The organism is Lacinutrix sp. WUR7 (genome assembly GCF_016864015.1).
Classification (GTDB): domain Bacteria; phylum Bacteroidota; class Bacteroidia; order Flavobacteriales; family Flavobacteriaceae; genus Oceanihabitans.
This window is the reverse complement of record NZ_CP045067.1, coordinates 1,753,870-1,777,348: the sequence shown is the minus strand read 5'-3', so window position 1 is coordinate 1,777,348 and position 23,479 is coordinate 1,753,870. Positions and strand designations below refer to the sequence as shown.

The 23,479-nt window shown below is 31.7% G+C and carries 23 protein-coding genes; 13 read left to right on the top strand and 10 right to left on the bottom strand.

All coding sequences use genetic code 11. The annotated features are described in order from the left end of the window. Positions 1-73: 73 nt before the first annotated feature. Genes FG167_RS07800 through FG167_RS07785 form a run of 4 tightly spaced genes read left to right on the top strand, consistent with a single transcriptional unit; the run spans position 74 to position 3,571 of the window. The gene (locus tag FG167_RS07800; RefSeq protein ID WP_203460849.1) at positions 74-1,540 is read left to right on the top strand and encodes an NAD(P)/FAD-dependent oxidoreductase; all 1,467 of its coding nucleotides are present in this window, start codon (positions 74-76) and stop codon (positions 1,538-1,540) included. Between the two features lie 2 nt (positions 1,541-1,542). Next, entirely contained in the window at positions 1,543-2,379 is an 837-nt protein-coding gene (locus FG167_RS07795; protein WP_203460848.1) for a squalene/phytoene synthase family protein, read from the top strand. Between the two features lie 33 nt (positions 2,380-2,412). Continuing rightward, complete coding sequence (locus tag FG167_RS07790) at positions 2,413-2,871, top strand: sterol desaturase family protein (RefSeq protein WP_203460847.1); 459 nt, start codon at positions 2,413-2,415, stop codon at positions 2,869-2,871. Position 2,872: 1 nt separating this feature from the next. After that, entirely contained in the window at positions 2,873-3,571 is a 699-nt protein-coding gene (locus tag FG167_RS07785) for a lycopene cyclase domain-containing protein (protein WP_203460846.1), read from the top strand. A 121-nt stretch (positions 3,572-3,692) separates the two neighbouring features. Here the strand turns inward: FG167_RS07785 and FG167_RS07780 are convergent, their stop codons facing one another. The 7 genes from FG167_RS07780 to FG167_RS07750 all read right to left on the bottom strand — a co-directional run bounded on the left by FG167_RS07780 (position 3,693) and on the right by FG167_RS07750 (position 9,741). Next, positions 3,693-4,073, bottom strand: a complete 381-nt coding sequence (locus FG167_RS07780) for a GNAT family N-acetyltransferase (RefSeq protein WP_239004462.1) — start codon at positions 4,071-4,073, stop codon at positions 3,693-3,695. 73 nt (positions 4,074-4,146) lie between these two features. Then, positions 4,147-5,379, bottom strand: a complete 1,233-nt coding sequence (clpX, locus tag FG167_RS07775; protein ID WP_203460845.1) for an ATP-dependent Clp protease ATP-binding subunit ClpX — start codon at positions 5,377-5,379, stop codon at positions 4,147-4,149. 133 nt (positions 5,380-5,512) lie between these two features. Further along, the gene (gene clpP, locus FG167_RS07770; protein ID WP_055443725.1) at positions 5,513-6,187 is read right to left on the bottom strand and encodes an ATP-dependent Clp endopeptidase proteolytic subunit ClpP; all 675 of its coding nucleotides are present in this window, start codon (positions 6,185-6,187) and stop codon (positions 5,513-5,515) included. Between the two features lie 129 nt (positions 6,188-6,316). Next, positions 6,317-7,645, bottom strand: a complete 1,329-nt coding sequence (gene tig / locus FG167_RS07765; protein WP_203460844.1) for a trigger factor — start codon at positions 7,643-7,645, stop codon at positions 6,317-6,319. A 168-nt stretch (positions 7,646-7,813) separates the two neighbouring features. Further along, entirely contained in the window at positions 7,814-8,155 is a 342-nt protein-coding gene (locus tag FG167_RS07760) for a phage holin family protein (protein ID WP_203460843.1), read from the bottom strand. A 47-nt stretch (positions 8,156-8,202) separates the two neighbouring features. Continuing rightward, a complete protein-coding gene (locus FG167_RS07755) occupies positions 8,203-8,979 on the bottom strand; it encodes an alpha/beta fold hydrolase (RefSeq protein WP_203460842.1) in 777 nt (258 codons plus the stop codon). Positions 8,980-9,027: 48 nt separating this feature from the next. Beyond that, on the bottom strand, positions 9,028-9,741 hold the full coding sequence (locus tag FG167_RS07750; protein WP_203460841.1) for a pyridoxine 5'-phosphate synthase: 714 nt from the start codon (positions 9,739-9,741) through the stop codon (positions 9,028-9,030). Positions 9,742-9,832: 91 nt separating this feature from the next. On the opposite strand from FG167_RS07750, the gene FG167_RS07745 reads away from it, so the two are divergent. The 8 genes from FG167_RS07745 (at position 9,833) to murI (ending at position 18,206) form a co-directional block, all read left to right on the top strand. Then, positions 9,833-10,492 (top strand): acetoin utilization protein acuB, encoded by a 660-nt coding sequence (locus FG167_RS07745; protein ID WP_203460840.1) that lies wholly within the window; start codon positions 9,833-9,835, stop codon positions 10,490-10,492. Between the two features lies 1 nt (position 10,493). Beyond that, the gene (locus tag FG167_RS07740) at positions 10,494-11,366 is read left to right on the top strand and encodes an NAD kinase (RefSeq protein WP_203460839.1); all 873 of its coding nucleotides are present in this window, start codon (positions 10,494-10,496) and stop codon (positions 11,364-11,366) included. 98 nt (positions 11,367-11,464) lie between these two features. Beyond that, the gene (locus FG167_RS07735; protein ID WP_203460838.1) at positions 11,465-12,157 is read left to right on the top strand and encodes a DUF6089 family protein; all 693 of its coding nucleotides are present in this window, start codon (positions 11,465-11,467) and stop codon (positions 12,155-12,157) included. Beyond that, positions 12,158-12,898 carry an isoprenyl transferase gene (locus tag FG167_RS07730; protein ID WP_203460837.1) on the top strand — a complete coding sequence of 247 codons (741 nt, stop codon included), beginning with the start codon at positions 12,158-12,160 and terminating at the stop codon, positions 12,896-12,898. Further along, positions 12,870-15,488, top strand: coding sequence for an outer membrane protein assembly factor BamA (gene bamA, locus FG167_RS07725; RefSeq protein ID WP_203460836.1), 2,619 nt, complete (start codon positions 12,870-12,872; stop codon positions 15,486-15,488). The genes FG167_RS07730 and bamA overlap by 29 nt, the downstream gene beginning before the upstream one ends. 252 nt (positions 15,489-15,740) lie before the next feature. Beyond that, complete coding sequence (locus FG167_RS07720; RefSeq protein WP_203460835.1) at positions 15,741-16,769, top strand: OmpH family outer membrane protein; 1,029 nt, start codon at positions 15,741-15,743, stop codon at positions 16,767-16,769. 30 nt (positions 16,770-16,799) lie between these two features. Then, positions 16,800-17,309, top strand: a complete 510-nt coding sequence (locus FG167_RS07715; RefSeq protein WP_203460834.1) for an OmpH family outer membrane protein — start codon at positions 16,800-16,802, stop codon at positions 17,307-17,309. A 117-nt stretch (positions 17,310-17,426) separates the two neighbouring features. After that, positions 17,427-18,206, top strand: coding sequence for a glutamate racemase (murI, locus tag FG167_RS07710; RefSeq protein ID WP_203460833.1), 780 nt, complete (start codon positions 17,427-17,429; stop codon positions 18,204-18,206). Positions 18,207-18,369: 163 nt separating this feature from the next. Here murI and FG167_RS07705 read toward each other — a convergent pair whose 3' ends face one another. From FG167_RS07705 to FG167_RS07695, 3 genes are all read right to left on the bottom strand, one after another. Next, positions 18,370-18,885 (bottom strand): gamma carbonic anhydrase family protein, encoded by a 516-nt coding sequence (locus FG167_RS07705; RefSeq protein WP_203460832.1) that lies wholly within the window; start codon positions 18,883-18,885, stop codon positions 18,370-18,372. A 170-nt stretch (positions 18,886-19,055) separates the two neighbouring features. Continuing rightward, on the bottom strand, positions 19,056-19,790 hold the full coding sequence (locus tag FG167_RS07700; RefSeq protein WP_203460831.1) for a LytTR family DNA-binding domain-containing protein: 735 nt from the start codon (positions 19,788-19,790) through the stop codon (positions 19,056-19,058). A 117-nt stretch (positions 19,791-19,907) separates the two neighbouring features. Further along, entirely contained in the window at positions 19,908-22,079 is a 2,172-nt protein-coding gene (locus FG167_RS07695) for a histidine kinase (protein ID WP_203460830.1), read from the bottom strand. 208 nt (positions 22,080-22,287) lie between these two features. On the opposite strand from FG167_RS07695, the gene FG167_RS07690 reads away from it, so the two are divergent. Next, a complete protein-coding gene (locus FG167_RS07690) occupies positions 22,288-23,445 on the top strand; it encodes a VWA domain-containing protein (RefSeq protein WP_203460829.1) in 1,158 nt (385 codons plus the stop codon). Positions 23,446-23,479: the final 34 nt, after the last annotated feature.

Genomic DNA, 23,479 nt, shown 5'->3' with positions numbered 1-23,479 from the left:
CGCCCTATAATTGGTTGAATTAATAAACCGACAACGCAATTATGTTGTCGGTTTATTAAATTAAAAACACAAAATGAGTTCAAAAAAAATTATAATTGTTGGTTCTGGGTTTTCATCCTTATCTGCTTCCTGTTATTTAGCAAGTAAAGGGTTTGATGTAACTATTTTAGAGAAAAACAAAACGGTTGGCGGAAGAGCAAGGCAATTAAAAAAAGATGGTTTTATTTTTGACATTGGACCAACCTTTTATTGGATGCCAGACGTTTTTGAACGTTTTTTTAACGATTTCAACACCTCGACAAAAGACTATTATAAACTCAACAAATTAAGCCCAGCGTATCAAATTTATTTTGGTGAAAAAGATTCGATTAGTATTTCTGATAACTTTGAAGATATTAAAAATACCTTCGAAAATATTGAAAAAGGAAGTGGAAATAAGTTACAACAATTTATTGACAAGGCGGAAAAAAACTACAATATTGCCATTAAGGATTTAGTGTACAAACCAGGAGTACATGTTTTTGAAATAATAAATAGTAAAACCATTTTAAAGCTATCGGAATTTATTTCAACCATAAAAAAACAAGTAACAGGTTATGTAAAAAACAAAAAACTACAAAAAATATTAGAATTCCCTGTGCTGTTTCTTGGTGCAAAACCAAGTAATACGCCTTCTTTTTACAATTTTATGAATTATGCCGATTTCAAATTGGGTACTTGGCATCCAGAAGGTGGTATGTACGAAGTTGTTAAAGCGATGACATTACTATCTGAAAGTCTTGGTGTAAAAACAATAACAGATTGCGCTGTTGACAACATAAACATCGAAAATAAAAAAGTAGTAAGCGTTAGTACTAAACAAGGCGTAATGCCATGTGATATACTATTAAGTGGTGCAGATTACCATCATACAGAAACCTTACTTCCAAAAGAACTAAGACAATATTCCGAAAGTTATTGGAACAAGAAAACCTTTGCGCCTTCTGCATTATTATTTTATGTAGGTTTTAATAAAAAACTAAAAGACGTTTCACATCATACCTTATTTTTTGATACCGATTTTGATGTACACGCCAAAACGATATACGACACTAAAGAATGGGCCGAGAAACCTTTGTTTTATGCAAGTTTTCCAAGTATTACAGATGCTTCCACTGCTCCTGATGGAAAAGAAGCTGGTATCTTTTTAATTCCTATTGCTCCAGATGTAGAAGACACGCCAGAAATAAGAGAACATTATTTTAAGCAACTTATAGAAAGAATAGAAAAGATCACGGGAGAAGATCTTAAAAACAACATTTTATTTAAAGAATCCTATTGTGTAAAAGACTTTAAAGAAGATTACAATTCCTATAAAGGAAACGCTTATGGTTTAGCAAACACGCTAACACAAACGCATGTACTAAGACCTAAACTAAAAAGTAAAAAAGTGGATAACCTGTATTTCTGCGGACAACTAACCGTTCCTGGACCAGGTGTTCCTCCTTCCTTAATTTCGGGTAAAATAGTAAGTGACTTAATTTTAAAAAACATAGCATAATCATGAAAGCATTATTTGATACATCCAGTCTAAAATGTAGCAAGATTGTTACTAATTGTTACAGCACATCCTTTTCGTTAGGCATTAAATTATTTGCTCCTTCCATACGTCCTTCTATTTATGCGATATATGGCTTTGTACGTTATGCCGATGAAATTGTGGACTCTTTTGAAGATTACGAGCAAGAAGAATTATTCCATGATTTTGTTCAAGATTACAAAAAATCATTAGATAGAAAAATTAGTTTAAATCCTATTATTAATTCCTTTCAAGAAGTCGCTCTCAAGTATCATCTTCAAAGCTATGCTGAAGATTTTTTAAAGCGTATGGAAGCCGATTTACAAGTAACAGAATACAACACTAAAGAAGATTACGAAAACTACATATATGGATCAGCAGATGTTGTTGGTTTAATGTGCTTAAGAGTTTTTGTGAATAATGATGATAAAAAATTTGAAGCACTAAAAGCGTCCGCAACTCGTTTGGGTTCTGCTTTTCAAAAAGTAAATTTTTTAAGAGATTTTAAAGAGGATACAGAAAACCTAGGACGTTCTTACTTTCCTAATTTGAATAGCCATTCATTGAATAACGCAAATAAAGAGGAAATAATAAAAGATATTGAGGAAGATTTTAACGAAGCATATAAAGGCATTATACAATTACCTATAGAAAGCAGACTTGGCGTTTATATAGCCTATCGATATTATTTAAAATTACTAAAGAAACTAAAAAAAGCAGATTCTGAAAAAATAAGGAACGGAAGAATTAGAATCTCAAACCAATTAAAATTAGTAATACTTACAAAATCGTATATACGATATAAGTTAAATGCTTTTTAATTTTTTAATAGTTTAAGTAACTTACAATTCCACATGAATATATTACTATACATACTAATAACTATAGCTACATTTACTTCCATGGAAGTAATAACTTGGCTTACCCATAAATATGTAATGCATGGTTTTTTATGGTATTTACACGAAGATCATCACCAACCAAAATATCCACATGCCTTTGAAAAGAACGATGCATTTTTTGTGATTTTTGCCATTCCAAGTATTTTACTTTTATACTATGGCCTTATTCCGTCTTTAAATTACCTATTTTTTATTGGTTTAGGTATTTTTTTTTATGGTGCTAGTTACTTTTTAATTCATGATGTACTTATTCATCAACGTTTTAAATGGTTTAAAAACACGAAAAACAAATATCTTATTGGCTTAAGAAAAGCACACAAAGTACACCATAAACATCTAGACAAACAGGAAGGAGAATGTTTTGGAATGTTATTTGTTCCGAAAAAGTATCATAACACTTTTAAAAAATAATATGCAATCATACACCTATCTTTTTATAGATTTAGCTTGTATCTCGATTCCTCTTTTAGCAAGTTTTTATAAAAAACATGCCTTTTACAAAGAGTGGAAATCTTTTTTTAAAGCGAATATAATGGTTGCAATTCTTTTTATTATTTGGGATTCTATCTTTACAAATATTGGTGTTTGGGGATTTAACACAGATTATTTAACAGGAATTCATTTAGGTAATTTACCAATAGAAGAAATATTATTTTTTATCTGTATTCCGTATTGCTGTGTCTTTACCTATTTCGCCTTACAACATATTATTAACCATAATCCTATAGAGAAAACAGCCTCGGTTTTAAGTTCTTTCTTTATAATTATCCTTTTTGTTGTTGGTCTTTTTCATTTTGAAAAACTCTATACTTTTATTACTTTTTTAAGTACAGCTGTTTTTCTAATCTATTTAAAAATTAAGAAAGTGAATCTTTCCTACCATTACTTGACGTATTTCTTAATTCTACCTTTCTTCTTTATTAGCAACGGAATTCTGACCGGAAGCCTTTTGGTGAAGCAACCTATAGTTTGGTATAATAATACGGAAAACTTAGGAATTAGAATGAGTAACATTCCTGTGGAAGATTCCATTTATGGAATGCTTCTAATTTTTATGAATATAGAATTGTATCGTTATTTTAAAAATAAAAAAACTAAAGCTTTACGCTGAAAATAAGATTATCTGGAAACCCTTCATCGACTCTATCTTGTACCTTTTTAAAATTATTCTTTTCTAACAAAGCGATAGAACCTTTATTGTGTTTACTTGTAAATGCCTCTATTGTTTCTAATTATAATGTATTAAAACCGCAATGCAAAACCTTTTTTAAAGCCTCATGCATGATTCCTTTATTGTGGTATTCTGGTAATAAATCATAACCAACCTCAGCAGTTTTTCGGTCTTTGCTAAAATTCCACAAACAAATGCTTCCTATTTTTATATTTTCAGCATTTAGATAGATTATCCAAGAAATGGATTCGTTGTTATCTATATATTTTACTATCTCTTGTGTTTTTTCTTCCGCTTCAGCAAAATTAAGAGGTTCTCGTGCGATATATTGTATCACTTCAACATTAGAACGAAGTGCAAAAACAATTGCTACATCCGTCATATTTAAAACACGTAATGTTAATCTTTCGGTTTGTATTTTTGGAGTGTCTTTAAATTCCATTCTTAAAGATATAAAAAAAAGCCATTTGTAGTTTTTTACAAATGGCTTTTATAGGTATAACAACAAATAAAAATTAAGAAACTGCTTTCAATTTTTTTATCGTTGTTTTAGTCAATTTTTCTTCTGTGTAAGCTTGTGTTACATTTAACTTCTTCTCTTTGCTGCCTGGCAATTCAAACATAGCATCGGTTAAAATTTCTTCACATAACGAACGCAAACCACGAGCTCCTAACTTATACTCTATTGCTTTACCGACAATAAAATCTAAAGCACCATCTGTAATGGTAAACTCGATATCATCCATCTCAAACAATTTCTTGTATTGTTTAATGATTGCATTTTTAGGCTCCGTTAAAATAGCTCTTAACGTTTTAGCATCTAAAGGATCCATGTATGTTAATACAGGAAGACGACCAATAATCTCAGGAATTAAACCAAAGTCTTTTAAATCTTTAGGAATAATATACTGTAATAAGTGGTTTTGATCTACAACATTATCACTCATAGAAGCAGAGTAACCAACAGCTTGCATGTTTAATCTTTTAGAGATTACACGATCAATACCATCAAATGCTCCTCCAGCTATGAATAAAATATTTTCTGTATTTACTTCTATAAATTTCTGGTCTGGATGCTTACGTCCTCCTTTTGGCGGCACATTTACAACAGTACCTTCAAGCAACTTTAATAATGCTTGTTGTACACCTTCACCAGAAACATCACGAGTAATAGATGGATTATCACTCTTACGCGCAATTTTATCTATTTCGTCAATAAAAACAATACCCTTTTCTGCTTTTTCCAAATTGTAATCAGCAGCCTGAAGTAATCTTGTTAAAATACTTTCTACATCTTCACCAACATAACCAGCTTCTGTTAAAACAGTTGCATCTACAATAGCTAAAGGCACATTAAGCATTTTAGCAATAGTTTTAGCCATTAAAGTTTTACCAGTTCCCGTTTGCCCAACCATAATGATATTTGATTTTTGAATCTCAATATCATCATCACTTGGTGGTTGTAATAATCTTTTATAGTGGTTATATACCGCAACAGACATTACTTTTTTAGTAGCTTCTTGTCCGATGATATATTCGTCTAAAAAACCTTTAATTTTTTTTGGTTTGCGCAATACTAATTCAGCAGAAAGGTCGCTGTTATCGGTTTGTTTTGATTCTTCAATAACAATACCATGTGCTTGCTCAATACAGCGATCACAAATGTGTGCATCTAATCCTGCAATTAATAAGTTGGTTTCTGGCTTTTTACGTCCACAAAACGAACATTCTAAATCTTCTTTTGCCATTATTTAAGTTTAAAAGTATAAAGCTTAAAAGTTTTCACTAGTTCTTCTAAGCTTTACCTTAATTCTTCTATATAATAAAATGGAGCTATTTCGACAACGCCGTAATAGGACATTCCATTTTAATTTATTCGTTTTAGCTTCTCACTAAAATCTCATCAATCATTCCGTATTCTTTCGCTTTATCAGATTTCATCCAGTAATCACGATCTGAATCGTTGTATACTTTGTCGTAATCTTGACCAGAATGCTTACTAATAATATTGTAAAGTTCTTCTTTTAAGATTAAGATTTCACGCGCAGTAATTTCTATATCACTAGCTTGTCCTTGTGCGCCACCTAAAGGTTGGTGAATCATAACACGAGAATGCGTTAAACCACTACGTTTTCCTTTTGTTCCTGCACATAATAAAACAGCTCCCATAGATGCTGCCATTCCTGTACAAATAGTTGCTACGTCTGGTTTAATAAATTGCATGGTATCATAAATACCCAGTCCAGCATATACACTTCCTCCTGGAGAATTGATGTAAATTTGAATGTCTTTATTAGCATCTGTACTTTCTAAGAACAGTAATTGTGCTTGAATAATATTAGCAACTTGATCGTTAATCCCTGTTCCTAAGAAGATGATTCTATCCATCATTAAACGTGAAAACACATCGAATATAGCGATGTTCATTTGACGTTCCTCAATAATATTTGGCGTCAAGTTTGTAGGATACATACTACTAATTATCTTATTGTAATAAGTACTACTAATCCCTTGGTCTTTAATTGCGAATTTTTCGAATTCTTTTCCGTAATCCATATGTTGATATAAAAATTATAGTTATTAAAAAGGCGTTAAAACCGAAAAGTTTCAACGCCTAAATATAAGGATTTATTCTTTAAAATTATGTTAACACTTACATAAGCTAAGTGCAACTAATTTTGCTTATTATTTATCTCCGTAAACTTCTTTTACAAAGTCTTCGTACGTTAATTCTTTAACCTTAACATTTGCCTTTTCTTTATAGATATCTAATAAGCGTTGGCTAACGATTTGTTCTGATATTTTACGAGCTTCTTCTTGGTTAGATAAAACACGAGCAGCAATATCGTCTAGTTCTTTTTCTGAAGGATTCATTTGTCCGAACTGCGCCATTTGTGCTTTAATCATGTTTTTAGCATGTCCTTGAATATCTTCTAAGGTTACTTGAATTTTGTTATCCGTGATTAATTTCCCTTCAATTAATTGGTAACGTAAGCTCTTTTCAGATTTTTCATATTCGTCTTTAGCTTGGTCTTCACTTAATTGTTGTTCACCTGCAGTTTGCATCCATTTTTGTAAAAATGCTGCTGGTAAATCAAATTTAGTATTCGCTACTAAATATTCTGTAACATCATTTAAAAGTTTTTGATCTCCTTGTTGCACGAATTGTTTTTCGGCATCTTCTTTAATCTTTTCTTTTAATTCGGAAACAGAAGTTACACTACCATCTGCAAATAATTTAGAAAATAACTCTTGGTCTAAATCTGCAAGCTCACGCTTATTAATTTCTGTAACCGTAAAAGTTACTTCAATTTCTAAACCGTGTGCATCCTCATGTTGCACTTTTAATGCATGCATTAAATCATGATCATCACTATATAACCCTTTTGTTTTTAAAGTAATTACATCACCAACTTTAGCTCCAATAAATTTCTTTGCGTTTGCAGCTCCTTTAAGTTTATCTAAAGTTAAGGTTACTGTATTTTCAATTTCTTTTTCTTCGTTCTTAAAAGTTCCAGTTATTTCACTGTCTTTTTCGATTGCAGTTTGTGGAATTAATGTACCATATTGTTTTTGGATGTTTATGATTTGATCATCAATCATTTTATCTCCTGCAACAATATTATAGTGTGTTATTGCTTTTTTGCTTTTTAAGTCTACATTAAATTCTGGTGCTAAACCTAATTCGAATTCAAAAGAAAAGCTTTCCGCATCCCAGTTAATTTCGTCTTGTACTTTAGGTAATGGTTGCCCTAAAACATCTAACTTTTCTTCGGTTAAATATTTATTTAAACCTTCTTGTAAAAGTTTGTTAACTTCGTCTACTAAAACGGCTTTACCATATTGTTTCTTAACCATTCCCATTGGCACGTGCCCTTTTCTAAATCCAGGAATGTTAGCAGTTTTTCTATAATCAACTAAGATTTTTTCAATTTTGTCGCTATAATCTTCTTTCGCGATTTCTACTTTTACTACTGCATTTAATGCATCAATGTTTTCTCTTGTAATATTCATTATAAATGATATAAAACCCTAAAAGGGCATTTAACACTAGTTTAGATTTCCGTTTTACGAGAAATAAAATTTAAAAGAAACTTCAAATAATTTCTTTTAAAGGAGTGCAAAAATACTACTTTTTTACACTAGAACAAAGTTTTTAACGTATTGAAAATTAGCCCACTTTTAATCTTGTTTCAAAAAAGATTGTAAGATAGATTGTAAGATGCTTAATAGCACACTAAAAAGCATTGCTGTCCAGAAGCTACTAACCGTAAAGCCATCTATAAAATTATCTGCTAAAAGTATAATGCAAGCATTAATAACAAACATAAATAAGCCTAGTGTTATAATGGTTATTGGCAAGGTTAGAATTACTAAAATAGGTTTTACTATAAGGTTTAAAAGAGAAAGTACAATGGCTACAATAATTGCCGTTTGATAACCATCTACTTGTACACCACTTAAAATATTAGCTAAAGCGAATACGGCTATAGCATTTAATAGAAGTCTTAAAATTAAGTTCATCGTTTTTGTTTATTTAATTAGTATATAGTAACTACAATTCGTTTAGTCTAATTTACAAAATCTATAACAGCTTGATAAAAATCTTCGGGATTTTCTGCATGCAACCAATGTCCTGCATTTGCAATAGTTATAATTTTTGCTAAAGGAAAATGTCTAGTAATTATCGCTTCGTCTTGTAGCGAAATGTATTCACTTTTGTCTCCACGAAGAAACAAAGTGTCTTTATCAAATTTTGCATGCATTGGTAATGCTTCGCCTACTTCACTTACATTTTCTTTTAAAACATCTAAATTTATACGGAGTGCTAGTTTTCCTTTTTCTATCCAATATAGATTTTTAAGTAAAAACTGCCTTGTACCAAAATCGGAAACATAATTAGATAACACTTTATCTGCAGCTCCTCTTGTTTTTAATTCTTCAAAATTCAAATTACTTAATCCTTCTAAAATAGCATCGTGATGTACTGGATAAAATCTTGGTGAAATATCTGCGATTATTAATTTAGAAACTAATTCTGGATATTCTGTAGCAAACAACATCGCTGTTTTCCCTCCCATAGAATGACCAAGTAATACAATATCTTCTAAATGATGTGCTTCACAATAGTTTTTTAAGTCTTCTACTAAAACTTCATAATTAAAAAGATCACTATGAAAACTTCTTCCATGATTACGTTGATCTACAAGATGTACTTGAAAACCAGCTTCGCTAAACTGATTACCAAGGGTTTTCCAGTTATCGCTCATACCTAAAAAACCATGAAGAATTACAAATGGTCTTCCTTCACCTATTATATTTGAATGTAATATTTCTTTATCTCCCACGAACGCTCGAATGTTTTTAACTATTGATTCTTTGGTTATTTTTTACTACTACTTCAGTCGTTGTAAATACATTTGTATTACATTTTCTACACCAAGATAAAGGCTTTCAGAAATTAATGCATGACCAATAGAGACTTCTAATAGGCCAGGAATATTTTCTTTAAAAAACTTCAAATTATCTAAAGACAAATCGTGTCCTGCGTTTATTCCTAAACCTAATGTATTACATAATTCTGCACATGCGGTATATGGCTTAATAGCGTCGTGATTACCTAAACTGTATTGGTGTGCAAATGCTTCGGTGTACAACTCAATTCTATCTGTTCCTGTAGCTTTTGCGCCTTCCATTTGATTTAAATCTGGATCCACAAAAATGGAGGTTCGTATTCCGTTAGCTTGAAACTCTTTAATGACTTCCACTAAAAAACCTTTATGCTTAATAGTGTCCCAACCAGCGTTACTAGTAATGGCATCTACACTATCTGGAACCAAAGTAACTTGGGTTGGTTTTATGGCTAAAACCATATCTATAAATTTCGGAATTGGATTTCCTTCTATATTGTATTCTGTGTATACTTCTGGTTTTAGATCATAAGCATCTTGATAGCGAATATGTCTTTCATCTGGTCTTGGATGAATCGTTACACCTTCTGCTCCAAAACGCTGAACATCTTTTGCAAACTGTACTACATTTGGCAAATCTCCACCTCGAGAATTTCGTAAAGTTGCTATCTTATTAATATTTACACTTAGTTTTGTCATTATATAAAGTATTATAGTACAAAAATACAAACTAGAACAAGCTTATTGTACTATTTTTTTGATTAATTTGCAGAAGTAAAAATGAAGAAAAATGAATCTTTCTAATTATTTAATAAACGACATTAAACCACTTACACTAACAGATAGTGTTCGTGACTTACAAGTACTGTTTAACCAACTTACCTATTCCCATATTCCTATAAAAAGTAAGGAAGGTGTCTATTTAGGTTGTATTTCTGAAACAGACGTACATTGTTTTGAGGCTACAAAACTAGTAAGTGAAATCACGTATTCTGTGGAAGGTTTTTTTGTTAGAGAAGATACAAACTGGTTAGACACATTAGAAGCTTTTGCGCAGAATTCGACGAACATTATGCCTGTTTTAAATAAAAACAATATTTACTTAGGGTATTATGAACTTAAAGATGTTATCGGTTTATTTAATGAAACTCCTTTTTTCTCTGAAGCTGGAGGTATTTTAATAGTAGAGAAAGGCTTAAATGACTATTCCTTTAGCGAAATAAGCCAAATTGTAGAATCTAATGACGGAAAATTATTAGGTGCTTTTATTTCTAAAATGGAAAACGATGTGGTACAAATAACTTTAAAAGTAGGAAACACAGGATTGAATGACATTATGCAAACTTTTAGACGTTATAGCTATAATGTAGTTTCTGGCCATGAAGAAGACAGTTATCTTGAAAGTTTAAAAGAACGATCGGACTATCTTAACAAATATCTAAATATATAAGATGAAGATAGCTATTTATAGTCAGTACTATTCTGAAAAAACCGTGGATGCCTTTCAAATTTTACTTCGCGTACTTTTAAAGGAAGAAGTCGAAATATGCATAGAAAAAGAGTTTTTAAATCATATAAAATCTTCAATAAAAAACGCATTTATTACCACTTTCACAGAATTAAATAGAAGTTTTGATTTATTAATAAGCATTGGTGGAGACGGCACCATTTTACGAGCAATAACCTATGTAAAAGATTTAGACATTCCAATTGTTGGAATAAACACTGGACGTTTAGGTTTTTTAGCAACGATACAAACAGACGATATCGAGGACGCTTTTAAAAATATTTTAAATAAAAATTATAAAATATCAGAACGCAGTTTATTAAGTATTGAAACATTTCCTGAGAATAAGGATATTAAAGATATAAACTTTGCCTTAAATGAAATTGCAGTAAGTAGAAAAAACACCACTTCTATGATTACTGTAGACACCAAATTGAATGGTGAGTATTTAACGTCGTACTGGAGTGATGGCTTGATAGTATCTACGCCAACGGGATCTACAGGATATTCGCTAAGTTGCGGCGGACCAGTAATAACGCCAGACACCAATAGTTTTGTACTAACACCAATTGCACCTCATAATCTAAGCGCAAGACCATTAGTAATACCAGACTCTACAGAAATAGAATTAAAAGTAGATGGTAGAGAAGACCAGCATTTAGTTTCTTTAGATTCTAGAATAGCCACACTAAATAATAACACCATAATAAAGATTAAAAAAGCAGATTTTACAGTAAAAATGCTAGAATTAATAGAAGAAAGCTTCTTAGACACACTCAGAAAAAAACTACTTTGGGGTGAGGATAAACGGAATTAAACAATATTTTAACCGAAATACTGTTTTATTCCCATACAATTTGTCTCAAATTGTTATTGGCTAATCTTATTTATTATATTTGCAAACTTTAATCGTATATGAGGTATTTTATTATTTTTTTAATAAGCGCTTTAACTTTTCAGCTATCGCAAGCACAAACCTATGAAATAGGTGTGTTCGCTGGTGGCAGTAATTTTATTGGTGATGTTGGTGCAACAAAATACATTTCGCCAAACCAACCAGCAATTGGTGGTGTCTTTAAATGGAATAGAAGTGCTAGACATTCTTTTCGTTTTTCATTAATATACTCAGAACTAGAAGCAGACGATAGTAAATCTAAAGATCCAAGAAGGAAAGAAAGAGATTACAAGTTTACCAATCCAATAATTGAAGCTTCATTAGGTATAGAATTTACTTTCCTTGATTTTAACTTACACAGTAGAAAAACAAACTCTACACCATATTTATATACAGGAATAACCGTTGCCACACACGATAATTTTCATTTCAATTTCCAGGGAGAACTAGTAGACGATGAAACGTCCAGCGTTGCTTTTGGAATACCAATGGTTTTAGGATACAAGCATCAAATAGCACAAAACTTAATACTTGCAGGAGAAGTTGGAGCACGTTACACCTTCACAGACGAAATTGATGGAAGTGTACCAGATGCAGTAGAAGCTTATGATAGATTTGCTTTTGGAAATTTAAATAATAATGACTGGTACGTATTTACTGGTTTTATACTAACCTATACTTTTGGTGAAACGCCTTGTTATTGTTCCTTCTAAATGGATTTAAAAGAAAATATAAATATCAACAAATTACCAAAACATCTAGCTATTATAATGGATGGGAACGGTAGATGGGCAAAACAGAAAGGTATGCTTCGTGCTTTTGGTCATGAAAATGGCACAAAATCTGTTCGGGAAACCGTGGAAGCAACGGCAGAACTAGGTATTGAAAACCTAACGCTATATGCTTTTTCTACAGAAAACTGGAACAGACCAAAGCTAGAGGTACAAACATTAATGAAACTTTTAGTTTCTGCACTAAAGAAAGAAATAAAAACACTTCAAAAAAACAATATTAAATTATCTGCTATTGGTAATTTATCCGATTTACCTGCAAAAGCACATCGTGAACTTCTTGAAGTTATAGATAAAACAAAAACGAATAATAGAATGACTCTTACCTTAGCTTTAAGCTATGGTTCCAGAGAGGAAATACTAAATACCGTTAAAAAAATAGCAATTAAAGTTAAAAATAATATAATTTCGCCCGAAAATATTGATGAATCATTTATTAATGAGCATCTTTACACGCAAAATTTACCAGATGTAGATTTGCTGATTAGAACTAGTGGCGAACAACGTATTAGTAACTTTCTGCTCTGGCAAATTGCCTATGCAGAATTGTATTTTACGGAAACATTATGGCCTGATTTTACGAAGCAAAATTTATACGAAGCCATAATAGAATATCAAAAAAGAGAAAGAAGATTTGGGAAAACAAGTGAACAACTTAGCTAAGCTAAAGTATTTAAAAAGAAGTACTAAACATTTTTTAGCAGTAATAGTAACCATATTTAGTTTAAGCACTTATGCTCAAGAAACTACATTTACAAAAGGTAACAAATACACTATTGCAGAAATTACAGTAAATGGTAACACATCATTTAGTGAGCAAACCATTATTACCTATTCTGGGTTAAGAAAAGGAAGCGAGATACAGATCCCTGGTGAGGACATTAGTGCTGCCATTAAAAAACTTTGGAACTCCAATCTTTTTAATGATATCGACATCTATCTATTAAAAGTAGAAGATAACACTGCATTCTTAGAAATTAGATTATCTGATTTACCAGAACTTAATGCTCTTAAAATTACAGGAGTTAAAAAAGGTAAAAAAGAAACTATAACAAAAGAAAACAAACTTGAAAAAGGAGTAAAGGTTACAGAAAACTTAGTAACCACAACAAAAAACTACTTACAAAACAAGTACAAAAAAGATGGTTTTTATAATACGAAAGTTAATATAAACACCATAGAAGTTATAGATACTTTAAATAAAGCTAAAGTCAATATGGTTTTAGCAATAGATAGAGGGAAAAAAGTAAAAGTAAAAGACATTGTATTTACTGGTAATTCTGTTTTAACAGATAAAAAGCTACGTGGTACAATGAAGAATACTAAAAAAAGAATCTACCCAAGAGTTTGGAAGCGTTCTAAATATATTGAAGAAGACTATAAAACAGACTTAACTAGTTTAATAAACAAGTATAAAGAAAACGGTTATAGAGATGCTAGAATATTATCTGACAGCTTAATAAAAAACAATGATAACACCGTTTCTTTAAAAATTAATCTAGAAGAAGGAGAGAAATATAGTTTTGGAGATATTTCATTTATTGGTAACACAGTATATTCAGACGAGCAATTAAAAAGAGTGCTACGTGTTAATAAAGGTGAAACCTACAATGGTGTTTTATTACAAGAAAGAATTGCAGACAACACGAAACCGGATGCAGCAGATTTAACCAATTTATATCAAAATAATGGTTATTTATTTTCTACTATAAACCCAGTAGAAGTTAATGCTGAAGGTAATGTTATTGATATGGAAATTAGAATTTCTGAAGGAAAACCTACCTATTTCAATAGCGTAACTGTACATGGTAATGATGTTACAAACGATAAAGTAATTTACCGTGAACTTCGTACCAGACCAGGACAATTATATAGTAAAGCAAATGTAGTTCGTACTATTAGAGAATTAAGTCAATTAGGATTCTTTGATGCAGAACAAATATCTACAGACTTTAAAAATCCAAACCCTAATGAAGGTACTATCGATTTACAATATGGTGTTGTAGAAACGGGTTCTAGCCAAATAGAACTACAAGGTGGTTATGGTGGAGGTGGTTTTATTGGAACTCTAGGTTTATCCTTTAATAACTTTTCTATTAAAAACATTTTAAACAAAAAAGCATACAAACCTGTACCTCGTGGTGATGGTCAAAAACTAGCACTTCGTTTACAAGCAAGTAAATTTTACCAAACCTATAGTTTCTCATTTACAGAACCATGGTTAGGTGGTAAAAAACCAGTACAATTTTCTACGTCTGTTTCGCACTCTAAGCAGTTTTTATACGATTCAAGTACTGGAAATGCAGATAAAGACAAGCGTTTTAATATTACAGGTCTATCTGTTGGTTTAGCAAAAAGACTTTCGGTACCTGATGATTACTTTACACTTTCTCAAGCGGTAAGTTTCCAACACTATGATTTAAAAAATTATAACACTGGACTATTTACTTTTGGTGATGGTTATTCAAATAACTTAGCATATACCATTGGATTAAGTAGAAACAACACATTTAACGACCCTGTTTTCCCAACTGGAGGTTCTAACTTCAACGTAAGTGCAAAATTATCTTTACCATATTCTTTATTTAATAATGTAGATTATGGTGAATTAGCAGACGAAAGAGCAGAACTAATGGAAACCACGAATGGTAATGACGATGCTTTTAATAGAATATCAGAAATAGATCAAGAGCGTTTTAAAATGTTAGAGTTTTACAAAATAAAATTCAAAGCAGATTGGTATACTAAAGTGGTAGGTAAATTAGTTTTACGTCCAAGTTTAGAATTTGGTTTCTTAGGAGCGTATAATAATGATAGAGGTGTTATTCCTTTTGAGCGTTTCTTCGTAGGTGGAGATGGTTTAGGTAGCTATAGTTTAGATGGTAGAGAATCTATTGCTTTACGTGGTTATGAAAACCAATCTATACAACCAGTAGATGAAGATGGATTTGTAACCAGTGATGGTGGTTCTATATATAACAAGTTCTCTTTAGAATTACGTTACCCAATTACATTAAAACCATCTGCAAAAATTTATATGTTAGGTTTTCTAGAAGGTGGTATTGCTTATAATAACTTTAAAGACTACAATCCTTTTGATCTTAAAAGATCTTCTGGTCTAGGTCTACGTTTATTCATGCCTGCTTTCGGATTATTAGGAATTGATTTTGGTTATGGATTTGATAATATTCCTGGGCAACCAAATCAAATAAGTGGATGGCAAACGCACTTTATTATTGGACAACAATTCTAGAAAATATTGCATTTCAATGCTATAGGTATTGATAACAAATTTTCTTATTTTTCTAACCAAAATAAGAATCTAAAAAAATTTGGCACGATATTTTCTATAAACATTTTGATTATTTAAAAGAAGAATTAAAATTTTTAAAGTTAAAATTCGTTAATTTTGAAAAGCTTAATTCCAAAAATGACAAAAAGCTATAAATAATCGTTTGTCCTTTTTAGAGTTTATAAAGCCAATAATTTATAAAATATAAAACAGATGAAATTAAAAGTTCTTTTTTTACTGGCAATTGTATTCATGCTTAGCATATCTACTACTCAAGCACAACGTGGTGTAAGAATAGGTTATATTGATACAGAGTACATTTTAGAAAACATACCGGAATACCAAGAAGCAACAACGCAGCTGGAAAGCAAAGTTCAAAAATGGAAATCTGAAATTGACTCTCGTTTAGGTGTAATAGAACAAAAACGAAAAGACTTAAGTAACGAAAAAACGCTTTTAACTAGTGAACTTGTTAAGGAACGTGAAGAAGATCTTGATTTTGAAGAACTTGAAATATTAGAATACCAACAAAATAGATTTGGTCCTACTGGTGATTTAATGATTCAAAAAAGACAATTAATCCAACCTATACAAGATCAAATATTTGCAGCAGTACAAGATATTGCTTCTACAAAAAAGTATGATTTTATATTCGATAAATCTGCAGACGTAGTAATGCTTTATTCCGCAGATAGATTTGATATAAGTGAACAAGTAATAAGAGCTATTGTACGTACTTCTAAAAGGGATCAAGCAAATTCTAAAAAAGAAAGAAAAAATGCTAAAGAAGAAGAAGTTGTTCCTGAAGTAAACGAAACATTAGATGCTAGAAAACAAGCATTAGAAGATAAAAAAGCAACCCGTGCAGCAGAAGCAGAACAACGCAGAAAAGAAATTCTAGAAGCACGTGAAGCTAAAAAAGAAGCAGCACAGAACAGAAGAGATAGTATTGTTCAGGCGAGAAAACAATTAAAAGAAGGTGCACTTGATGCAAAAAATAATACCGAAGACCAAAAAGAAGTAAGTGCAGCCTCAGGAGATGAAAAGGATTCTAAAACAACAGAAGGTAAAGAACCTACCACTAGAGAAGAAGCAGCAGCAAAAAAATTAAGAGATAGAGAAGCACGCAAACAAGAGCTAGAAGAAAGAAAAGCGAAAATATTAGAAGAGCGTAGAAAAGCAAAAGAAGAACGCGAAAACAATAATGCCGAAGAAGAAGAAGAAGAAGGCGAAGATAATTAACAATTTATAACACACATTAAACTATTAAAAATGAAACAAATTAAAACTTTATTATTAGCAGCAACATTATTTATTGCAGGAACTAGCTTTATGCAAGCACAAACTAAAGTTGCGCATATAAACACACAAGATCTTATTGCTGCAATGCCTGCAATGAAAACGGCACAAGCAGAAATGGACAAACTAGGTAAAACCTACGAAGCGGACATTAAAGCAATGGTTACTGAGTACCAAAACAAAATGAAGTTATACGATGCAGAAGCTGCTACTAAAACAGCAGAAGAAAATCAAAAACGTATGGTAGAAGTACAAACAATGCAACAAAACATTCAATCCTACCAAGGTCAAGCACAACAAGACATGCAAAAGAAAGAAGTAGACTTACTTAAGCCTATTACTGAAAAAGCAAAAGCTGCAATTTTAAAAGTAGCAAAAGCACAAGGTTTTGACTATGTTTTAGATTCTACTCAAGGTGGTGGAGTTATCATGGCAGATGGTAAAGATTTACTTGCTGATGTTAAAAAAGAATTAGGTTTCTAATTAACATTTACACGAAACAATTAAAAAGCTGTCTTTTAAAAAGACAGCTTTTTTTATGCCATAAACTTTAAAACTATTTAAAAGGAATTATTTACTTTTATAAGCAATAAACAAAACATGAGCAAACAAGCTATTGGTATTTTTGATTCTGGTGTTGGTGGCACTTCTATATGGAGAGAACTTAACGCTTTACTTCCGCATGAAAACACAATTTATTTAGCGGATAGCAAATATGCTCCTTATGGTAATAAAAGTAAAGAAGAAATAATTGCATTAAGTAAAAAGAATACAGAACTATTATTAGACAAAGGCAGTAAACTCATTGTCGTAGCTTGTAATACAGCAACTACTAATGCAGTACAACATTTACGCGAAAACTATAATGTGCCATTTATAGGCATCGAGCCAGCGATTAAACCTGCAGCTTTAAATACAAAAACAAAAACCATTGGTATTCTTGCTACAAAAGGAACCCTTTCTAGTGAGTTGTTTCATAAAACAACCGATTTATTTACTAATGATATCCAAGTTATAGAGCAAGTAGGCGAAGGTATTGTGCCTTTAATTGAAAATGGTAATGTGGATAGCAAAGAAATGAAAGCGCTTCTACAAGTATACTTAAAACCGATGCTGGATGCTAATATAGATTATCTAGTTTTGGGCTGCACACACTACCCGTATTTAATTCCGCAGTTATTAGAAATACTACCAAGTCATGTGAAAATAATAGATTCTGGTGAAGCGGTTGCTAAACAAACCAAAGCGGTTCTAAGACAACATGAACTTTTAAACAACACTACCAATAAACCAAAACTACAATTCTATTCTAATGGAAACCCAAAAGTGATGTCGCAACTTTTAGGGGAAGGCTTTGATGTGGATTATTTAGATTTTTAAATATTCTATTTTACTATTGAAGTTCTATTTGCAGTGACATACTTTTTCACGTCAGTTCGAGTGATACACTAAAGGAGCATTGTATCGAGAACACGAAAAAAAGATACAACGGAAAGCGCGCCCCCTGTGGTAACCTGCCTGCCAGCAGGCAGGCGCCAAAAAATTACTCCTTAAACCAACTAGAATATTTTACATAGTTTTCGGCAATGCGATTAATCTCCCCATGAATTAATTCTTTGCTAATATCTTTTACTTTCTTAGCTGGAACTCCTGCGTAAATAGTACCTGCTTCTACTCTAGTGTTTGCGGTAACTACTGCTCCCGCTGCTACAATACTATTACTTTCTATCACACAATCGTCCATAACAATACTTCCCATTCCTATTAAAACATTATCGTGAATCGTGCAACCATGCACGATGGCATTATGACCAATAGAAACGTTATTCCCAATGGTTGTTGGGGACTTTTGATAAGTGGCATGTATTACTGCTCCATCTTGAACATTGACTTTGTTGCCCATTTTTATAAAATGAACATCGCCACGAATGACTGCGTTAAACCACACGCTACATTGGCTTCCAAAACTTACTTCGCCAACTATGGTTGCGTTTTCTGCTACGAAGCAGTCTTCTGGTATTTGTGGATGTTTATTGTTTACTGGTAGTATTACTGGCATCTTTAATTGCTTTATGTTAGTTTTAATTTATTCTTAGAGATTTCTCGACATGCTCGAAATGACAATAGCTGTATTATATAAATTCTTGCTTCGCTCGAATATTTTAGACCTTCTTAATCTGTTACAGCATCATTCTTATTAATTAGATTTCTGCCTAACGCAGGAATGCATTACTTAAAATACGAAAGTAAATCGGCTTTTCGAGATGCAGAAACTAATATTTCTTTTCCGCTACTTAAAACAACGTGTCCTCCTTTTCCTTTTACGTATTTGGTGATTTCGTTAACGTTTATCAAATAGCTTTTATGTACTCGTGCAAAGCCGGAACCATTTAAAGCTTCTTCAAAATATTTTAGCGTCTTGCTTACTAGTTTCTTTTTATTGTTATTTAAATATATTTCGGTGTAATTATCATCTGCCTTGCAATACAAGATATTCGCAGTTTCTAAAACTTCAAAACCATCTTGTTGCGGAATGGTTATTTTTCCGTTTACGGTATTTGTTTTTGGCACTAACACTTCATCTTGTAATGCGTCTTCTTTGGTTTTAATTTCTACAACATAATCTACTGCTTTTATAAGTTCGTCTATAGAAATTGGTTTCATTAAATAATAGCTCGCGTGTGCATTTAAAGCATCTATTGCATAATAATTGTAAGCGGTTACAAAAACGGTTTCGAAGGTTCTGTCACCAACTTTATCAAGCAAATCGAAGGCATTACCATACGGCATTTCTACATCTAGAAAAACCAGGTCTAAATCGTTATTCCGAATTAATACCAAAGCTTCTTCTACATTTGCAGCTTCGCCTAGAATATTGACATTAGGACAGTATTTAGCGAGATAGTTTTTTAAAATATCTCTGCTTGTTTTTTCGTCTTCTACTATGATGGCGTTTAGTTTCATGGTCACTTCCTGCGAAGGCAGGAATCTTATTAAGGTTATTACTTATGTTTTTTTAGATACGGAATCCATTTAAGAATGATAAATATTGTTGCATCAACAATCGCAAATCTTCAATCGTTAATCCTTTTTCAGCGTTACTACCACTCTAGTTCCTTTATCTCCTTCCAGTTTATAATCATCAATAAAAACATCTACTTTATCTTTATACATTTCGTTTAAAATGGCAACACGTTTTTTAATGTTGTTCATCCCTTGCGAATTTTGTTTTTTCTGGTTTTCGGTTTTTAGGCTTTTCGACTTTTCCCTTCCTATTCCATCATCTATAATAGCAATGGTAATTTCATCTGCACTCTTTTGGCTTATATTTATTTCTAGTTTTCCTTTTTCCTCTTTATAGCGTAAGCCATGCCAAACCGCATTTTCGATATATGGTTGTAGTAACATTGGCGGAATTTGAAATTCATTAATAGCCACATTATCCTCTACGGTAATGCTATAATCAAACTTATCTTTAAATCTAAAATGTTCTAATTGTGTATAAAGTTCTAATAGATCGACTTCTTTTTGTAATGGAATAAAGTCTTGTTCGCTATTTTCTAAAACGGCTCGCATGAGTTGGGAAAAATCGGAAAGATATCTATTTGCCGTTCGCTCATCATTGGATGCTATAAAACTATTTACCGAGTTTAATGCATTGAAAATAAAATGTGGATTCATTTGGCTTCGTAGCGATTTTAAAGCCAAAAGATTGTTTGCTAGTTTTTGTTGTTTGATATATTTATACATTAAATATGCTGCAATTAGCAATAAAAGCATACCTCCAAAAAGGGAATAAATAATCAGTTTTTGTCTTTTACTTTGTTCTATAGAAAGTTGGTAATTACTCAGACTTAATGCTCGATCACTTTCTAAGCTGGAAATTCTGTTTTGCTTTTCGGCAATACTTTTGTTAAATCTTCTTGCTTGCGTAATTTCCTGATCCATTTTAGCGTACAAAGTATCTACTGCTTCTTGGTAAGCGATGTAGGTTTCTAGTGCTTTGTTATAATCTCCTGCATCTCTATGGGTTTCAGAGAGCTTACGGATAGCATCTTTTTTCACTAAAAAATCTTCTCTACTTTCTGCTTCGGCAATACTTTTCTCTAAATAAGGAACCGCATTTACATAATCTTTTTGTTGGTAATAGGCGTTTCCAATCTTATAGTTTTGCTTTTGTAAGGTTAAAGCACTTTCGTTATCTATTAAGGTATCGGACTCTAGTTCTGAAATTTCTTCAATGGCTTCTTTACGTAACTGAATTTCATCGTCGTAAGCCATATTATCATTCTGAAAATCGGCAACCTTCACCTTCTCTTCTACTGCTCTTTTTTTGTTTTCTTGCGACGCTAAGTCTAACGCATTTTCAAAATAGTTATTTGCTTCCTTTAATTCTCCGCTTGCATTATATGCTTCACCAATTTTAGAATTCAAGTCTGTGATTTTTGGTTTAATAAGATGTTTTTCGGCAATAGCCAGTCCTTTTTTGTAGTTGGAAATTGCGGTATCTAGTTGTACAATTTTCTTGTACACATCTCCTAAACCTTCATAATAAACCGTTTTTTGATAGTTAGAAAGACTAGCTAGATTTATGTTTTGATAGGTTTGTAAGCTTTCTTGGTAATCTTTATTTTTATAATATGCTTTTGCTAATTTTAAAACGACTTCATTTAAAGTATTGTTTTGAAGGCTAATTTTATAGTTTGAAATTGCTAAATCATATTGTTTCCAATGTAAATATACATCTGCAAGAACCTCATACGCTTCCGCATTTTGTTTGGTAGCGTTGCTTTGTGATAATGCTTCGGTTATAAACTGAATACTTTTTCCGGCATCTTTTTTTAAATATACTTCCGCAGAATCGATGATACTATTAAATGGTTTAACTGCTATTTTTCGCTTATATAAAGCGCCTTCTTCTGATTCTGGATGTACTTGAACAACGATTCTTTCGTCATTTTTAATCGTATAATTAACAGTAATAAAATCTTTATGACTAATTATTAACTTATCTCCTTTTTTAACTTCAATTCTAAAATCTCCAGTAAGATTAGTAGTTGTATAAGCGCCTCCATTTACAGAAACTTCTACATGAGAAATTGGTTTATGAGTTTCCACTTCATTTACAGAACCTCGAACCACAAAACTTGTTTCTTGTTTCTCTACAACACTTTCATCCTTTTGTTGCGAAAACAAAAAGTGACTTAAAAACAAAAAGCTGAAGAGGATACTATATTTTTTTATGTCTTTCATTTATTATAGTTACAAAGTATAAACTTACACACTTTAATTAACACTTAAAAACATCAATCCTTGTCTTTTGTTCTTTTTTAAGTATTAAAAGGCCTGTTAACTAATTATAAAAGTTACTTGACGCACTCATTTGCCTGTTTTACTAATTGTTGCTTTTAATTGAAAAACTTTGGTCATAGGTTTACTAGGAATTAAAAAAACAACACCTATGAAAACAGTATTTAAAATGAGTGTACTATCCTTATTTTTTGTTAGCCTCACAGCATGTCAAGCCAAAGAAAAGAATCAAAACACGGCTTTAGTGATTCACGAAACCAAAACTATTGAACCTAGCAAGCAGTTTATAAAAGTGGCTTTGTTACTAGACACGAGTAATAGCATGGACGGATTAATAGACCAAGCAAAAGCACAACTTTGGGAAATTGTAAACGAGCTTTCGTATGCCAAATGTGAAGATGCAAAACCAAATCTTCAAATCGCTTTATACGAATATGGTAATGACAATTTAAATGGCGACGAAGGTTACATCAGACAAGTATTAGCGTTTAGTCAAGATTTAGATGATATCTCTAAAGAATTATTTTCTCTAACTACAAGAGGCGGAAATGAATTTTGTGGCTATGTTATAAAAACGTCCATAGATCAATTAAAATGGGGAACCAATCCAGACGACCTTAAATTAATATTCATCGCAGGAAATGAGCCTTTTACACAAGGAAGCGTTAGTTATAAAGACGCTAGTACATTAGCAAACAGCAAAGATGTTACCGTAAACACTATTTTTTGTGGAGATTACAACCAAGGTATTTCTAGCTATTGGAAAGATGGTGCCGATTTAACACATGGTAATTATATGGCAATAAACCATAATCGAGCAACCGTACATGTAGCTTCTCCTTATGATGATTCTATTTTGCAACTAAACAGAAAGCTTAACAAAACCTATGTTGCTTATGGAAGCAATGGAAATAAAAAAATGGAAAATCAAGCAGAGCAAGATGATAACGCACAAGGTTATAGTGAAGCAAATGCGGTGAGTAGAGCTGTGAGTAAAAGTTCGCATTTATATAAAAATGCTTCTTGGGATTTAATTGATGCTAGTGAAGACGAATCCTTTGCGTATGAAACATTAAAAGATAGCGAATTACCAGAAGAACTAAAAGGGAAAGAGGAAGCAGAAATAAAATCCTATTTAGATACCAAACGAAAAGAGCGTGAAGCCATACAAACGCAAATTCAAGATTTAAACATAAAGCGTAAGCAACATCTTGCAAAACAACAAAAAGGGGATAGTGACAATCTAGAAAACGCAATGCTTGGTGCAATAAAAACACAAGCCAAAAAGAAAAACTATACCTGGGAGTAATTTTTAAAAACTACAAGTTTATTAATAAGAACTC

Excerpts from the sequence above, each read along its gene's own strand:
- FG167_RS07800 (WP_203460849.1), top strand. The coding sequence starts at position 74 with ATGAGTTCAAAAAAAATTATAATTGTTGGTTCTGGGTTTTCATCCTTA.
- FG167_RS07795 (WP_203460848.1), top strand. The coding sequence starts at position 1,543 with ATGAAAGCATTATTTGATACATCCAGTCTAAAATGTAGCAAGATTGTT.
- FG167_RS07790 (WP_203460847.1), top strand. The coding sequence starts at position 2,413 with ATGAATATATTACTATACATACTAATAACTATAGCTACATTTACTTCC.
- FG167_RS07785 (WP_203460846.1), top strand. The coding sequence starts at position 2,873 with ATGCAATCATACACCTATCTTTTTATAGATTTAGCTTGTATCTCGATT.
- FG167_RS07780 (WP_239004462.1), bottom strand. The coding sequence starts at position 4,073 with ATGGAATTTAAAGACACTCCAAAAATACAAACCGAAAGATTAACATTA.
- clpX (WP_203460845.1), bottom strand. The coding sequence starts at position 5,379 with ATGGCAAAAGAAGATTTAGAATGTTCGTTTTGTGGACGTAAAAAGCCA.
- clpP (WP_055443725.1), bottom strand. The coding sequence starts at position 6,187 with ATGGATTACGGAAAAGAATTCGAAAAATTCGCAATTAAAGACCAAGGG.
- tig (WP_203460844.1), bottom strand. The coding sequence starts at position 7,645 with ATGAATATTACAAGAGAAAACATTGATGCATTAAATGCAGTAGTAAAA.
- FG167_RS07760 (WP_203460843.1), bottom strand. The coding sequence starts at position 8,155 with ATGAACTTAATTTTAAGACTTCTATTAAATGCTATAGCCGTATTCGCT.
- FG167_RS07750 (WP_203460841.1), bottom strand. The coding sequence starts at position 9,741 with ATGACAAAACTAAGTGTAAATATTAATAAGATAGCAACTTTACGAAAT.
- FG167_RS07745 (WP_203460840.1), top strand. The coding sequence starts at position 9,833 with ATGAATCTTTCTAATTATTTAATAAACGACATTAAACCACTTACACTA.
- FG167_RS07740 (WP_203460839.1), top strand. The coding sequence starts at position 10,494 with ATGAAGATAGCTATTTATAGTCAGTACTATTCTGAAAAAACCGTGGAT.
- FG167_RS07735 (WP_203460838.1), top strand. The coding sequence starts at position 11,465 with ATGAGGTATTTTATTATTTTTTTAATAAGCGCTTTAACTTTTCAGCTA.
- FG167_RS07730 (WP_203460837.1), top strand. The coding sequence starts at position 12,158 with ATGGATTTAAAAGAAAATATAAATATCAACAAATTACCAAAACATCTA.
- FG167_RS07720 (WP_203460835.1), top strand. The coding sequence starts at position 15,741 with ATGAAATTAAAAGTTCTTTTTTTACTGGCAATTGTATTCATGCTTAGC.
- FG167_RS07715 (WP_203460834.1), top strand. The coding sequence starts at position 16,800 with ATGAAACAAATTAAAACTTTATTATTAGCAGCAACATTATTTATTGCA.
- murI (WP_203460833.1), top strand. The coding sequence starts at position 17,427 with ATGAGCAAACAAGCTATTGGTATTTTTGATTCTGGTGTTGGTGGCACT.
- FG167_RS07705 (WP_203460832.1), bottom strand. The coding sequence starts at position 18,885 with ATGCCAGTAATACTACCAGTAAACAATAAACATCCACAAATACCAGAA.
- FG167_RS07700 (WP_203460831.1), bottom strand. The coding sequence starts at position 19,790 with ATGAAACTAAACGCCATCATAGTAGAAGACGAAAAAACAAGCAGAGAT.
- FG167_RS07695 (WP_203460830.1), bottom strand. The coding sequence starts at position 22,079 with ATGAAAGACATAAAAAAATATAGTATCCTCTTCAGCTTTTTGTTTTTA.
- FG167_RS07690 (WP_203460829.1), top strand. The coding sequence starts at position 22,288 with ATGAAAACAGTATTTAAAATGAGTGTACTATCCTTATTTTTTGTTAGC.